The 14,215-nt window shown below is 74.7% G+C and carries 11 protein-coding genes; 2 read left to right on the top strand and 9 right to left on the bottom strand.

Annotated elements, in window-relative coordinates; genetic code table 11:
- Positions 1-14 precede the first annotated feature (14 nt).
- A complete protein-coding gene (locus OG550_RS23080) occupies positions 15-494 on the bottom strand; it encodes a hypothetical protein (protein ID WP_327680472.1) in 480 nt (159 codons plus the stop codon).
- Between the two features lie 267 nt (positions 495-761).
- A complete protein-coding gene (locus tag OG550_RS23075) occupies positions 762-3,026 on the bottom strand; it encodes an ATP-dependent DNA helicase UvrD2 (protein ID WP_327680470.1) in 2,265 nt (754 codons plus the stop codon).
- 263 nt (positions 3,027-3,289) lie between these two features.
- Here OG550_RS23075 and OG550_RS23070 point away from each other — a divergent pair, with 263 nt between their 5' ends.
- Positions 3,290-3,547, top strand: a complete 258-nt coding sequence (locus tag OG550_RS23070; protein WP_327680469.1) for a mycoredoxin — start codon at positions 3,290-3,292, stop codon at positions 3,545-3,547.
- A gap of 25 nt (positions 3,548-3,572) precedes the next feature.
- On the opposite strand, the gene OG550_RS23065 is transcribed toward OG550_RS23070, so the two are convergent.
- The 6 genes from OG550_RS23065 to OG550_RS23040 form a co-directional block, all read right to left on the bottom strand.
- On the bottom strand, positions 3,573-4,604 hold the full coding sequence (locus OG550_RS23065) for a GntR family transcriptional regulator (protein ID WP_327680467.1): 1,032 nt from the start codon (positions 4,602-4,604) through the stop codon (positions 3,573-3,575).
- 216 nt (positions 4,605-4,820) lie between these two features.
- Complete coding sequence (nudC, locus tag OG550_RS23060) at positions 4,821-5,771, bottom strand: NAD(+) diphosphatase (protein ID WP_327680465.1); 951 nt, start codon at positions 5,769-5,771, stop codon at positions 4,821-4,823.
- A 33-nt stretch (positions 5,772-5,804) separates the two neighbouring features.
- Positions 5,805-7,217, bottom strand: coding sequence for a dipeptidase (locus OG550_RS23055; RefSeq protein WP_327680463.1), 1,413 nt, complete (start codon positions 7,215-7,217; stop codon positions 5,805-5,807).
- Between the two features lie 134 nt (positions 7,218-7,351).
- The gene (locus OG550_RS23050) at positions 7,352-10,234 is read right to left on the bottom strand and encodes an ABC transporter permease (RefSeq protein ID WP_327680461.1); all 2,883 of its coding nucleotides are present in this window, start codon (positions 10,232-10,234) and stop codon (positions 7,352-7,354) included.
- Positions 10,231-11,004, bottom strand: a complete 774-nt coding sequence (locus OG550_RS23045) for an ABC transporter ATP-binding protein (RefSeq protein ID WP_327680459.1) — start codon at positions 11,002-11,004, stop codon at positions 10,231-10,233. Before OG550_RS23045 ends, OG550_RS23050 begins: the two co-directional genes overlap by 4 nt.
- A 109-nt stretch (positions 11,005-11,113) precedes the next feature.
- Positions 11,114-11,746, bottom strand: coding sequence for a PadR family transcriptional regulator (locus tag OG550_RS23040; RefSeq protein WP_327680457.1), 633 nt, complete (start codon positions 11,744-11,746; stop codon positions 11,114-11,116).
- A 98-nt stretch (positions 11,747-11,844) separates the two neighbouring features.
- On the opposite strand from OG550_RS23040, the gene OG550_RS23035 reads away from it, so the two are divergent.
- Entirely contained in the window at positions 11,845-12,816 is a 972-nt protein-coding gene (locus OG550_RS23035; RefSeq protein WP_327680456.1) for an endonuclease/exonuclease/phosphatase family protein, read from the top strand.
- Positions 12,817-12,925: 109 nt separating this feature from the next.
- Here the strand turns inward: OG550_RS23035 and OG550_RS23030 are convergent, their stop codons facing one another.
- A complete protein-coding gene (locus OG550_RS23030; RefSeq protein WP_327680454.1) occupies positions 12,926-14,137 on the bottom strand; it encodes a PP2C family protein-serine/threonine phosphatase in 1,212 nt (403 codons plus the stop codon).
- Positions 14,138-14,215 lie beyond the last annotated feature (78 nt).

Below are 14,215 nucleotides of genomic sequence, written 5' to 3'. Positions count from 1 at the left end.
GACCTGAGACTGGCTCAGGTTCGTTCTCTCCAGGGTTCAGGACCGCGGAAGGCCTGCATCCGGATGGCCGTGGCGCCGATAAAGGCGGCCGTGGCCTGCTTGATCTGCTGCTCGTTCTGCTTCGGGGCGTTTCCGGCACCGATGACCTGCGCATAGCCGCCATGCTTGGCGGCGGCTACGGCCGCCTTCGGTGCCTGGGTCGGTCGCTCATCACGCAGGGAGCGCGACGCGTCGACCGACGCCCAGTCACGGGACAGACCGCTCTCGACACTGGTGCCGTCGAGGTCGCCGCCCTTGGTGCCCGTGCTGCCGAGGCCAGTGTGGTCAGGACCACTGACAGCGAGGGCGGGGGTGGCGGGAACGACGGAGACACCGGTGGTGTCGAGACCCAGACCGGTTTCGCAGAGCTCGGCGAGGGCCCGCAGGCGGGCAGCACGCAGGGAGGCAGCGACAACGGTCTGGCCAGTCATTTTGGTGATCATGATGGTTCCCACTGTCTTCGCCTCCTCTCGGCGTCTCGCGGGGCCTGGTCTCCCGGGCTCCGAACTGTTCGGATGTCTGTCTCGGTGAAGCTGGTCGAGCGGTGAAGCCGGTGGGTGCAAGGGACAGAGGCACAGGCGTCACCCCGTGCGACCGCGTCCCCTTGACCGCTCCGGCAGGCTATTGCGCTCCCGGTATGGCGCGCAAACTATTTTTCCGGCGAGTTTCCCGACGGTCTCCGCGGCGTCCCGTGACGCCGGCTGTGATCGCCCCGGACCGGCTCAGGCCGGTTCGTCCGACCGGCCGTCCTCGACGTCCCCCGGATCCTCCTCGGGCTCCTCCCCCGCACACAACGAGAGCACGGCGGCCCCGTATTTGTCCAGCTTCATGGCACCCACCCCGGAGATGACGGCCAGCTCCTGGCGGGTGCCGGGGACGTCCTCGGCGATGGCCATCAGGGTGGCGTCGGTGAAGACGACGTAGGCCGGGGCGCCCTGCTTGCGGGCCTGTCCGGCCCGCCACTCGCGCAGCCGCTCGTAGAGCGCCTCGTCCATGGTGGACGGGCAGGTCTCGCAGCGGCGGAGCTTGCGCTCGACGGCCTCGGTGAGGGCGCGGTCGCAGACCCGGCACTTGACCGGTCCGCGGGCCCGGCGGGCGGCGGAGCGCTCGCCCTGCTCGACGCCGCCGCGCCCGCCGCGGCCCGCGGAGCGGGTGCCGGGCGCGCTGGAGCCGGGGCGCAGGCCGTCGAGGAAGCGGCTGGGCTTGCGGGAGGCCCGCCCGCCCGGGGAGCGGGAGAGCGCCCAGGAGAGGGAGAGGTGCTTGCGGGCGCGGGTGACGCCGACGTAGAGGAGGCGGCGCTCCTCCTCGACCTGCTCGTCGGTCTTGGCGTAGATGATCGGCAGGGTGCCCTCGGTGAGGCCGACGAGGAACACGGCGTCCCACTCCAGGCCCTTGGCGGCGTGCAGGGAGGCCAGGGTGACGCCCTCGACGGCGGGGGCGTGCTGGGCGGCGGCGCGGGCGTCGAGCTCGGCGACGTAGGCGGCGAGGTCGGCGGCCAGGCCCTCGGCGGTCCGGGTGCGCTCGAACTCCTCGGCGAGGCGGACGAGCGCCGCGAGGGACTCCCAGCGGTCGCGGACGGCCCCGGAGCCGGCCGGCGGCTCCGCGGTGAAGCCGCGGGTGGCGAGGACGGCGCGGACCTGGCCGGCGAGGTCCGGGGCGTCGTCGGTGAGCGGGTCGGAGCCGGCCCGGGCGGCGCCGCGCAGCAGGACGCCGGCGTCGCGGACCTCCGGCCGTTCGAAGAACCGCTCGGCGCCCTTGAGCTGGTAGGGGACGCCGAGGTCGGCGAGGGCCTGCTCGTAGACCTCGGACTGGCCGTTGGTGCGGAAGAGGACGGCGACCTCGCTGGCGCGGACTCCGGCGGCGAGGAGCTCCTTGATCCGGCGGGCGGTGGTCTCGGCCTCGGTCGGCTCGTCCTCGTACTCGGTGTAGACGGGCTCGGGGCCGGCCTCGCGCTGGGAGACGAGTTCGAGGCGGTGCCGGGCCGCCTCGCCGCGGGCCTGGGCGAGCAGCCCGTTCGCGAGGTGGACGACCTGCGGGGTGGAGCGGTAGTCGCGGACCAGCTTGACGACCGTCGCCTCGGGGTGGCGGGTGCGGAAGTTGAGCAGGTAGTCCGGGGTGGCGCCGGTGAACGAGTAGATGGTCTGGCTGGCGTCGCCGACGACGCAGAGGCTGGTGCCGCCGCCCGGTCCCGTCCACTGGTCGAGGAGCCGCTGCTGGAGGGGGGAGACGTCCTGGTACTCGTCGACGGTGAAGTGCCGGTACTGGGACCGGACCTGGTCGGCGATGTCGGGGCGGTCCTCCAGGATGGCGGCGGTGAGCAGCAGCACGTCCTCGAAGTCGATCACGCCCCGGCGGGTCTTGGCCTCCTCGTACACGCGGTAGACCTGGGCGGTCTCGGCCGGGTCCCGGGGGGCCTCGCGGCCGGACTTCTGGACGGCGGCGGGGTAGTCGTCGGGGCCGATCTGGGTGACCTTGGCCCACTCGACCTCGGCCGTGAGGTCGCGCAGCTCGGTGCGCTGGACGCGCAGGCCGCAGCGGCTCGCGGCCTCGGCGACCAGCTGGACCTTGCGCTCCAGCAGCTGCGGGACGGGTCCGCCGACCGCGCGCGGCCAGAAGTAGTGGAGCTGGCGGAGGGCGGCGGCGTGGAAGGTCCGGGCCTGGACGCCGTCGGCGCCGAGCTGGCGCAGGCGGCCGCGCATCTCGCCGGCGGCGCGGGCGGTGAAGGTGACGGCGAGGACCTGCTGGGGCTGGTAGACGCCGCTGCGCACGCCGTAGGCGATGCGGTGGGTGATGGCCCGGGTCTTGCCGGTGCCGGCTCCGGCGAGGACGCAGACGGGCCCGTGCAGGGCGGTGGCGACGGCCCGCTGCTCGGGATCGAGCCCGGCGAGGACGGCGTCGGGACCGGTGGCGTCGGGGTGGCCGGACCGGTCACTGCCGTGGTCGTCGAACGGGATGCCGCTCAAGAGGTCTTCCTGCATGCGTTCCATACTCTCAGTCCGCTCGGACAACCGGGGCGGGGTTGTCCACAGGGGCGGTGTGATCGCAGGATGATCGCTGCGCGGACCGGCGGGTTGTCGCACTCCGGGGCGCGTTCCTTCCGTCACACTCCGGGCGTGCGCATCCGCACGACCCTCGCGGAACGGCAGGGGATCGCCGCGGGCGCACCGCGGGAGCGCGGAATGACCGCCGTGCGGCGGACGTTCTCCCCCTGGAACCGTACGCCCCCCTCTCTTTCGAAGGAGTCCCCTCGATGTCCGGCAGCGTGACGATGTACAGCACGACCTGGTGCGGCTACTGCAACCGGCTCAAGAGCCAGCTGGACCGTGAAGGCATCGGCTACACCGAGATCAACATCGAGGAGGACCCGGCGTCGGCGTCCTTCGTCGAGTCGGTGAACAACGGCAACCAGACCGTCCCGACCGTGCTCGTGCAGCCGACGGGCGGCGGCGAGCGGGTCGTGATGACCAACCCGAGCCTGCTCCAGGTGAAGAAGGCCCTGGCCGCCTGAGGTCCGCCGGGCCCGGGGCGGCGCGCTACGGCGCGTCCGCCCGGGCCGGGTCGACGGGGGCGGCGGGCGCGGGCAGCGAGGCGCGGGCGGCGAGGTCGCCCACGCCGTAGACCAGCCGGCTGCGGTCGGCGGAGTAGCGGGTCTCGATGACCCGGACCGGTCCGCGCCGGTCGTAGGTGACCCGGGTCTGGACCACCAGCGGGACGCCGGGGCCGCCCTGGAACCACTGGGCCTCCTCGGGGCCGGGCATCCGGGCGATCAGGTGGTCGACGGCGCCGACCTCGGTGCGGCCGAGGGCGGCGAGCACCGCCTCGTCGCCCCCGTCGATCTGGTCGGGCTCCATCAGGGGGGTGCCGGCGGCGAGTCCGGCCCGGTAGTGGCTCTCCTCGATGGAGTACGGCTCGCGGTCCAGCAGGCGCAGCTGGCGGCGGACCACGATGGCCTCCCCCGGGCGCAGGCCGAGCCGCTCGGCGATGTCGACCCGGGCCCTGACGATCATCATCTCGAAGTCGACGGTGAGTTCCCGTCCGGCGTCGGCGGCCTCGCCGCGGTAGACGGCGCTGGGGACGGCGAGGCAGTCGCGCGGGCCCTCCTCCGCCGCGGAGCCGCCGGAGCCCCCGCCGGTCCCGGCCGCCGCGGCCCCGTGGCCGGTTCCGGGACCGTGGCCGGAGACGGGACCGTGGCCGGAGACGGCGCCGGAACCCGAGCCCGGCCCGGGGATCCCGGGCACCCCCGGGGCACCGGACGCCCCTCCCCCGCCGGGCTGGCCGCCCCGGACGTCGCGCCCGGGGGCGGGCCCGTAGGCGCGGTGGTCGAGGACCGGGTGTTCGCGCAGATAGGTCCCCTTGCCCTGGAGCCGGACCAGGCGGCCTTCGTTGACCAGCACGTCGACGGCCAGCCGGACGGTGTTGCGCGCCACCCCGTACTGGCGCTCCAGTTCGCTCTCGACCGGGAGTGCGGCCTCGGCGGTGAACTCGCCCTCGGCGATCCGGCGGCGCAGGTCCGCGGCGAGGCGCTGGTATTTGGGGGATTGGGCGGTGCCCCGTGGGATTGTCACCCGAGTGAATGTAGCGAGCGCGGCGACGGGCTTTCAGGCGTTTACGGCAAAGTCGCCCGGGATCGGTGAAGTCGGCCGCCCCCCGCGCGGGTTCCCTACTGGACAGGGCCGCTCCGATTACGAACATCGTGGGGAGACGGTTTCGGAAAGAAAATTGGGGGCGCACGGAGCCAGTCCGCACGCCCCCGATATCCAGAGCGCTTCGATCCGCCGGAATTACCAGCGGGCCGCCGACGGAAGCGGTTCCCCGTACCAGAGTTCGACCAGGTGCCGGACGATCGAGATCCCCGACGGCGGCAGGATCTCCCCCGCCGCCATCCCGGCCCGCAGCTCCTCCCGGGAGAACCAGCGCGCCTCGGCCAGCTCCTCGCCGTCCACGGTGATCGCGGTGCCCGCCGGGTCCGCCTTGCCCATGAAGCCGAGCATCAGGCTGGACGGGAACGGCCACGGCTGGCTCGCCACGTAGGAGACCTCGGCGACCCGCACCCCGGCCTCCTCGAACACCTCGCGGACCACCGCCTGCTCGATCGACTCGCCCGGCTCGACGAAGCCGGCCAGGGTCGACCAGCGGCCCTCCGGCCAGAGCGCCTGGCGGCCGAGCAGGCAGCGGTCCTCCTCGTCGGTGATCATCATGATCACCGCCGGGTCGGTGCGCGGGTAGTGCTCCGCCGCGCAGGAGGTGCACCGCCGCACATGGCCGGCCCCGGCCTTCTCGGTCGGGTGGCCGCAGCGCGAGCAGAAACTGTGCAGCCGGTGCCAGTGCTCCAGCGCGACGGCGTGCACCAGCAGCCCGGCGTCCCGGTCGGAGAGCATCGCACCGACCTCGCGCAGCCCGGCCGGGCGGGCGTCGCCGTCCAGTCGGCCCGGCAGGCTCTCGCCGGCCAGCGCGAAGTAGGAGACGCCCTCCTCGTCGGTGCCGAGGAAGTACCGGTCACCGGTCTGCGGCGCCTCGAAGGAGGGCATCAGGACCAGTTCGGTCCCCTGGCCGCTGTCCACCACGAAGGCCTCGCCGCCGGCGATCGGCAGCACCTTGGTGCTCGGGTGGCTCCAGGCGGCCGCCAGCCAGGGTTCGTCGAACCGGTGCTGGGCCGCCCGGTCCACCCCGGCCCGGGCCAGCGCCAGGTGCAGCGGACGTTCGGTCTCAGGCACGGTGCTCAACTGTTCCATCCCCACGTGATGAGTCTTCCGGACGGTTCGGGTTCACTCGCTCGCACTGCCCGGGCGCCAGTTCTCGGCCAGGTCGGCCCAGAGGTAGGCGGCCGTCTCCACACCCTTGGCCAGCAGGTCCAGCTCGACCTTCTCGTCGACCGAGTGCCAGCCGTCCGAGGGCACCGAGATGCCGAGGAAGAGCACCGGCGCGCCGAGCACGTCCTGCAGGTCGGCGGCCGGGCCGGACCCGCCCTCCCGGGTGAAGAGGATCCGCTGTTCGAAGGCCCGCCCCATCGCCCGGACGGTGGACTCCAGCGCCGGGTGGTCGAGCGGGGTCAGGCACGGCCGGGTCGCGCCCGGGAAGACCAGCTCGTACCGGATGCCCTCCGGCACCCGGGCGGCCACCCACTCCCGGACGGCCTCCCGGACCTTCTCCACCTCCTGTCCGGCGACCAGCCGGAAGGAGAGCTTGAGGTGCGCCGAGGCGGGCACGATGGTCTTGCCGCCGGGTCCGGTGTAGCCGCCCCAGATGCCGTTGACCTCGGCGGTCGGGCGGGCCCAGATCCGCTCCAGGGTGGAGTAGCCGGCCTCGCCGAGGGTGCCGGACGACTTGGCGACCTTCAGCCACTGCGCCTCGTCGAAGGGCAGCTCGGCGAAGAGCTCGCGCTCGCGCTCGGTCAGCTCGATCACGCCGTCGTAGAAGCCGGGGACGGCGACCCGGCGGTCGGCGTCGTGCAGCCCGGCGGCCAGCTCGGCGGCGACGGCGGCCGGGTTCGGCACGGCCCCGCCGAACGAGCCGGAGTGGATGTCGGTCTCGGGCCCGTAGAGGTCGATCTGGGCGTCGGCCAGGCCGCGCATGCCGGTGCAGACGGTCGGTGTGGTCTCGGACCACATCCCGGTGTCCGAGATGACCACGACGTCGGCGGCCAGCCGCCCGGCCTCGCGCCGGACCAGGTCGGCGAAGTTCGGCGAGCCGGACTCCTCCTCGCCCTCGATCAGCAGCTTGAGGTTGACGGCCGGCGCGGTGCGGCCGGTCGCGGCCAGGTGGGCCCGCACCCCGAGGGTGTGGAAGAAGACCTGGCCCTTGTCGTCCGCGGCGCCGCGGGCGAACAGCTGCTTCCCGACCACGGTCGGCTCGAACGGCTCGGTCGCCCAGCCGTCCTCCTTCGCCGCCGGCTGCACGTCGTGGTGCCCGTAGACCAGCACGGTCGGCGCGGACGGGTCCCCGGAGGACCACTCGGCGAAGACCGCCGGGAGGCCGTCCGTCTCCCACACCTCGGCCACCGGGAAGCCGGTGTCGCGCAGCTTCGCGGCCAGCCACTCGGCGGAGCGGCGCACGTCGTCGGCCCGGCCGGGGTCGGCGGAGACCGAGGGGATGCGGAGCCAGTCGGCGAGGTCCGCGAGGAAGGCGGCCTGGTGCTGGTCGATGAAGGAGCGGACGACGCTGTCCGGGGTTCTCGTCATACGGACGACTTTAGTTCGCCCGTGCGGGTCGGACGGGCCCCGGTCCCGGCCGGTGGACACCGGAAGGCCTGTAACGTCCGTCACCCCCGGCCGCACGGGGGCGGCGACCGGGGGCGACGGGGACGGCACGGTGCTCAGCCGGAGCGGCGCAGCAGCGAGATCCGCGAGCGGGTGAGCAGGGCGGCCAGCACCACCGCGAGCAGCGGCAGCAGCACGACGGTGCCCGTGACGTTGAGCCAGGGGAAGACCACGACGCCCTTGGCCGCCTCCTCCTGGAGGCTCATCCCCGGGTAGCTCATCGAGGCCGCCTCGACCTTGCGCAGTGCCACCGCGGGCACGATCCCGGCGGCGGCCCCGAGCAGGGCGCCCATCGCGGCGATCACGCCGCACTGGAAGCCGGAGAGGGTGCGCCGGATCCGGGGTGCCGCGCCGACCGCCGCGAGGGTGGTCAGGTCGCGCTGGGAGTCGGCGGCCGCGAGGCCGGTGGCGATGCCCGCGGCGCCGAGGGCGACCAGGCCCGCGAAGCCGGTGAGCCCGAGGGTGACGAGGTCGCCGTCGGAGCGGTAGCCGCGTTCGACCTCCAGGTCGGTGCCGTCGGACAGCTTGGCGAGGGCGGCGCGGGCCTTCTGCTCCGCCCCCTCGGTCGGCGCGTCCGCGGGCAGCCAGACCGAGCCGGCGTCACTGGTGGTGAGGCCGAGCCGGGCGGCGGTCCCGGAGCCGAGCACGACGTCGCCGCCGGCCTCGACCGGCGCCGCGACGTGGACGGCCTCGACGGTGACCGGGTGGACGACCGGCTCCGTGTCGGGGGTGGGCGGCTGGTTCGGGTCGTCCGGCTCGGTGAGTTCGAGCGTGACCTTCCCGTCCTTGATGAAGCGCTGGTCGAAGACCACGGCCTTGCCCGCGGCGAGCGCCTGCGCGCCGGCCGGGTCGGTGGAGCCGTAGAGGTTGTGCAGCAGTTCGGCGTCGCCCGCCTGGACCGCGCCGAAGACGCTGCCGTGCGAGATCGTCTCCTGCCTGCAGCGCGGGTCCTCGCGCAGCAGTCGCTCGGTCTCGCCCGCGATCATGACGGACCGCCGGCCCCAGACCGGGCAGCGCAGCTCCTCGGGCAGGACGACGGCGACGTGGCCGCAGGTGCCGCCGCGGGCCATGCAGTCGCCCTTGTAGTTGACGCGCCCGACGTCGGCGCGCTTGCCGAGGGCGGGGATGCTGTCCTGGACGGCGCCGCGCATCTTCGGCAGCATCGAACCGTCGGAGGAGGCACCCCAGCCGCTGGCCACGATGACCGCGTTGGCGGGGCCGGAGGCGGTGTACTCGCGGCGGTGCTGCTCGTCGCTGCTGGCCACGTAGACGCCGACGGCCACGGACCCGGCGACGGCGGCCATCACGGCGGCGACGGCGGGCGCGGTGCGGCCGCGGTGGCGGACGGAGTCGCGCAGCGCGAGGCGGGGGCCGAGCGGCAGCCAGCGGCCGATCCGCCCGAAGAGGCCGACCAGGTAGGGGGTGAGGGCGACCATGCCGAGTTCGGCGACGACCGAGCCGCCCAGGACGGCCATCGAGCGGCTGCCGAAGCCCCCGGTCGCGCCGAACAGGGCGAGGGCGGAGCCGGAGCCGAGCATCGCCAGGCCGAGCAGGGCGAGCTTGCGGCTCGGCGGCTTGAGGCTGTCCCGGCCGGTGAGCGCGGCCACGACGTCCTGGCGGGAGGCCTGGACGGCGGGCACGACGGCGGCCAGGAGGCCGGTGACGAGGCCGATCAGCAGGATGCCGGCCAGGTCGAGCGGCTGCAGGTCGAAGTGCCCGAACCGCGTCCCGGCGTAGCCCTCGGCATAGCCCCGCAGCAGGGCGACCAGGCCGATGCCCGTGACGAGGCCGACGGCCGCGCCGGTGAGGCCGAGGACGACGCCGCCGCCGAGGACGACGGCCCGGACGTTGGCGCGGTCACCGCCGCCGGCGGCGAGCAGGCCCAGCTGCCGCCGGGAGCGCCTGGCCCCGACGGCGAAGGCGGGGCCCGCGAGGAGCACGATCTCCAGCAGGGCCATGCCGGCGACGGTCGCCAGGATGACGACGGAGGTCTTGTCGAAGAACGGGGTCGAGCCGCCGCCCCGGCTGTCCTGGTAGGCGTAGAAGGGCACGTCGGCGCGGGCCGGCGGGTCGAGCAGGACCGCGCGGGAGCTGACGGTGAAGCCGTACTTGTTGAGCTCCAGGACCTTGGGCCAGTCGATGACGGTCCCGGCGGGGAGCTTGACCAGCCAGCGGCTGTCGCCGTCGGAGGAGGCGCCGCGCCCGCGGAACTGGTCGGCGCCGGGCAGCTTGGCGAGCGGGGCGACCAGGGCGCCGGGCCGGCCGATGACGGTGGAGGAGCGCAGGTCCTCGGGGTACTCGGCGACACCGGTGATGGTGAAGGGGGTGGCTTCGAGGCCGCGCGGCGAGGTCTGGTCGCCGAGGCGCAGGCCGGCGCGGTCGAGGAAGTCCCGGGTGACGGCGACCTCGTGGTCGGCGCTCGGGGCCCGGCCCTCGACGAGTTCGATCCGGCCGCGCCAGACCGGGTCGGCGAGGTCGGCCTCGACGGTCCGGACGTTGGTGAGGCCCTCGCGGGTGCTGGTGGCGGTGTAGGGGCCCTGGCGCACCGGCACGAGGGTGGCGCCGGGCGGCAGGAGCTGCTTCGCGAGTTCGGCGGGCTCGGTGTCGAGGCTGCGCCGCTGCTCGGGGGTGTAGTGGGGCTGTTCGCCCGGCTTCCGGTCGTCGTCGGGGCTCTCGATGTGGAAGTCGGCCTCCGGGTCCGGCGGCTGGAGCACGAGGGAGCCGCGTTCGAGCATGTTGAGCTCGGCCGCGGACTGGCCCATGGTGCGGACGACCTTCTCGCCCGGATCGAGTTCGGCGCTGCGGAAGACCACGTCGGCGCCGGCGACACCGAGGACGGGCAGGGCGACCATGGCGACGACGAGGGCGCTGCGGCCCTTGGCGCGCAGGGCGTCACGGCGGGCGATGCGCAGGGCCACCCGCCAGGCGCTGAGCTTCACCGTTCCACCGGGCCCTTCGCGTTGGCCGCGGCGGCGACGAGGAGGCTTCCGGCGTCCTGGCTGATGCTCTCGTCGACCATCCGGCCGTCGCGGAGGAAGACGACGCGGTCGGCCCAGGCGGCGTGCCGGGGCTCGTGGGTGACCATCATGGCGGCGGCGCCCTCGTCGCAGCGGGCGCGCAGGACCGCGAGGACCGACTCCCCGGTGGTGGAGTCGAGGGCGCCGGTGGGTTCGTCGGCGAGGACGAGGCGGCGGTCGCCGATGAGGGCGCGGGCGATGGCGACGCGCTGCTGCTGGCCGCCGGACATGTCGTCGGGGAAGCGGTCGGCGAGCTCGGGGATGCCGAGCTCCTCCAGGGCGGCGAGCGCCTCGCGGCGGGCGGCGCGGCCGGAGAGGCCGTCGAGTTCGCGCGGGAGGGAGATGTTCTCGGCGGCGGTGAGCGCCGGTATCAGGTTGTAGTCCTGGAAGACGTAGCCGACCGAGCGGCGGCGGACCTCGGCGAGCCGCTTGCGGTCGAGTCCGCCGAGGGCGACGCCCTCGACGAGGACCTGGCCGGTGCTGGGGGTGTCCAGGCCGCCCGCGAGGGTCAGCAGGGTGGACTTGCCGGAGCCGGAGGGGCCCATGACGGCGACGAACTCGCCGGGGTGCACCTTGAGGTCGACGCCGCGCAGCGCCTGCACCTCGGCGGCTCCCTGCCCGTGGACGCGGGTGACGTTGTCCAGGTGCAGGACCGCGCTGCGGCCGGCCCTGGTCGGATCGGTGTGGGACACACTTCCCCCTGCTGTGACGGGGCCCGCCGCCCGTGTGGTGCGGCGGACCGGTGGTTCGTGGGTCCGTACGGCGTGGTCGGGTCCGTACGGGGTGGGCCGCCGGGGCGGCTCAGGTCCTGGTGCGGCGGCGTCCGAGCCGGGAGGTCGGGGGCGCGGGCTCGCTCTGCCGGTTCTCGGCGGCGCGGGCCTGTTCGACCTCCGCGCGCCGGGCGAGCCGGGTCTCGCAGTGGTCGAGCCAGCGGACCTCGGCCTCGGTCTGGAAGATGAGCTGTTCGAGGACGAGCAGCCAGGCGAGGTCGGCCCCGGCGGTGTCGTGCCCGGCGGCCTCGGTGCCCGCGAGGGCGCGGGCCTTGAGCCGGGTGTAGTCCTGGAGCGCCTTGATGCTGTGCCGGCGCTGGCCCTGGACGACGGCGGGCACGTCCACGCCCGGGACGGTGACGGCCATCGCGAGCTTGATGGCGAGTTCGTCGCGCGGCGGGTTGGTGCGCGGCACCGGGCTGTCGAACCAGGTCCGCAGTTCGGCCCGGCCGGCGTCGGTGACGGCGTAGAACTGGTGTCCCTCGTCGTCCTCCCCCGCGGGGACGACCAGCCCGTCGCGCTCCAGGCGGGCGAGGGTGGTGTAGACCTGGCCGACGTTGAGCGGCCAGGTGGCGCCGGTGCGCGCCTCGAACTCGGTTCGCAGCTGGTAGCCGTAACGCGGGCCCTGGTCGAGCAGGGCGAGCAGGCCGTGACGGATGGACATACCGAGTATGTATACCGGGTATGCTCGACGGGTCAAGCCGGACCGGTCAGGGCCGCGGCCGCGCACCGGCCCCCGGCGAGCAGGTACCGTCGTGCGGTGTGAGCCAGTTGCGCATCGCCACCTTCAATCTGCTGCACGGTCAGCCGCTCGCCCCGGACGGCGCCCCGCGCCCCTACCCGGACGACCCCGGCGGGCCGCTCGCGGAGGCGGTGGCCGCGCTGGACGCCGACGTCCTCGCGCTCCAGGAGGTGGACCGCCACCAGGCCCGCTCCGGCGGCACCGACCAGGCCGCCGTCGCCGCCAAGGCGATGGGCGCCGCCGACTGGCGGTTCGCCGCCGCCCTGCACGGCCGGCCCGCACCGGTGGCCGGCTGGGTGCCCGACCTCTCGGTGCCCGCCGGGCTCCGGGTCTACGGACCGGGCGAGGTCGGCGACGACGCCCCGCCCTCGTACGGCACGGCGCTGCTGACCCGGCTGCCGGTGCTGCACTGGCGGGCCCGCCGGTTCGCGCCGGCACCGTTCGGACTGCCCCTGCGGGTGGCCGGACGGCGCGGGCTCACGCCCGTCCCGGACGAGCCGCGGGCGGCGCTCGCCGCGGTCCTGGAGGGCGGGCGCGGACCGTTCACGGTGGTGGCCGCGCACCTGTCGTTCGTGCCGGGCTGGAACATGGCGCAGCTCGCCGGGATCCGGCGCTGGATCGCCGACCTGCCCCAGCCCTACCTGGTGCTGGGCGACTTCAACCTGATCGGCGCGGTGCCGCGCACGGTCCTCGGTTCGGCGGCCGCGCTGGACCGCACCGCCCCCCGGGAGAAGGTCCGCGAACTGCGGGCGGCCCGGCGGGCCCGGCCCCGGTTCACCGACGCCCGCCGGCGCCGGGTGCGCGAGCCGCGGGCCCGGCTGCAGGGCTGGTACGACCTCGCCCGGACGCCCACCTACCCCTCGCACCGTCCGGCGGTGCAGTTCGACCACGTGCTGGCGATCGGCGTGCCGCGCACCGCCGTCGGCCCGGCCGCCGCACCGCGCACCGGGGTGTCCGACCACCGTCCGCTGGTGGTCGAGGCCTCGCTCTGACCCCGGGCCCGCCGGGCCCGGACCGCCGGGCCGGCGGCCGGGACCGACGAGGCGGACGGCCGGGCAGGCGGACGGCCGGGGCGGCCGACGGGCGACCGGCCCCGGACCGTCACTGCCGGGAGAACTGGCCGTTCTGGTGCGGGACGTGCGGGACGGGCGCCGCCGGGTCGGGACGGTCGGCCACCGGCGGCGGGTCGTACTGGAGCAGCAGCATGGCGGCGTCGTCGCCGAGCTGGCGGCCGACGTGGCGGACCACGTCCTCGTGCAGCCGGCGCAGCACGTCGACCGGGCGGCCCTCGGCGCAGACCGGGAGCCGTTCGGCGAGCGGGTAGAAGACGCCCGCCCGGTCGCGGGCCTCGATGACGCCGTCGGTGAAGAGCAGCACCCGGTCGTCACGGCGCAGCGGCACGCGGTGCACCGGCGGCCGGACGTCGGCCGGGTCGAGGACGCCGAGCGGGGGCACCGTCTCGGCGAGTTCGAGCGGCCGCACCGGCTCGCCGCCGCGCAGCAGCAGCGGGGCCGGGTGGCCGCAGTTGACGATCTCGGCGGTGCCGTCGGGCCGGACGCCGATCAGGACGAGGGTGACGAACTCCTCCTCCACGCCCGGGTGTTCGTTCTCGTGCAGGGCGCGGTCGAGGCTGACGGCGAGCCACCCGGCCACCCGGTCGAGGGCGGCCTCCTGGTGGGCCGCCTCGCGGAAGGCCCCGAGCACGGCCGCGGCGGTCTCGACGGCGCCGAGCCCCTTGCCGCGGACGTCGCCGACCACCGCCCGGACGCCGTGCCGGGTGTTGACGACCTCGTAGAGGTCGCCGCCGATCCTGGCGTGGGCGGCGGCGGCCTCGTAGTGGACGGCGGCCTTGACGGTGCCGACCCGTTCGGGGACGGGCCGCAGCAGGACCCGGCGGGCGATCGAGGCGACCAGCTGGGCGTCGGCGAGGAGTTGCTCCTGACGCAGCCGCAGGGTGGCGCTGACCCAGCCGATCGCGGCGACCAGGACGATGGCGAAGACGGTGGCACTGTGCACGGACTCGCCGAGCACGTCGTTGTGGAAGGCCATCAGGAAGGCGGCGGCCTCGGTGCAGGCGCCGATGGCCAGCGGGTACCAGGTGCGTCGGCTGACCACCGCGGCCAGTGCGGGGACGGCGGTGAGCGCCGGCTCGACGGTGACCGCGGCGTCGGTGAAGTAGTCGAGGACGACGACCAGCGCCATGCCGATGAACGGCAGCGTGAGTGCCGTCCTCGGCCAGGTGCCGGTAGCGCCGGGTGCGGTGCCCGGGGTCGGCCCGGCGAACCGCTCTCTGATCCATCCGGTCGCGCTCAACTTCGGTCTCTCCAGCAGAAGACGCCGATGCCCGAGGGGCACCTGCGGTGATGACTGAGGGTTAGGGAATGCGGGCCT

Origin of the sequence: Kitasatospora sp. NBC_00458, assembly GCF_036013975.1 — a bacterium.
Taxonomy (GTDB): domain Bacteria; phylum Actinomycetota; class Actinomycetes; order Streptomycetales; family Streptomycetaceae; genus Kitasatospora.
This window is presented reverse-complemented; position numbering and strand designations above follow the sequence as displayed.

Excerpts from the sequence above, each read along its gene's own strand:
- OG550_RS23075 (WP_327680470.1), bottom strand. The coding sequence starts at position 3,026 with ATGGAACGCATGCAGGAAGACCTCTTGAGCGGCATCCCGTTCGACGAC.
- OG550_RS23070 (WP_327680469.1), top strand. The coding sequence starts at position 3,290 with ATGTCCGGCAGCGTGACGATGTACAGCACGACCTGGTGCGGCTACTGC.
- nudC (WP_327680465.1), bottom strand. The coding sequence starts at position 5,771 with ATGGAACAGTTGAGCACCGTGCCTGAGACCGAACGTCCGCTGCACCTG.
- OG550_RS23055 (WP_327680463.1), bottom strand. The coding sequence starts at position 7,217 with ATGACGAGAACCCCGGACAGCGTCGTCCGCTCCTTCATCGACCAGCAC.
- OG550_RS23040 (WP_327680457.1), bottom strand. The coding sequence starts at position 11,746 with ATGTCCATCCGTCACGGCCTGCTCGCCCTGCTCGACCAGGGCCCGCGT.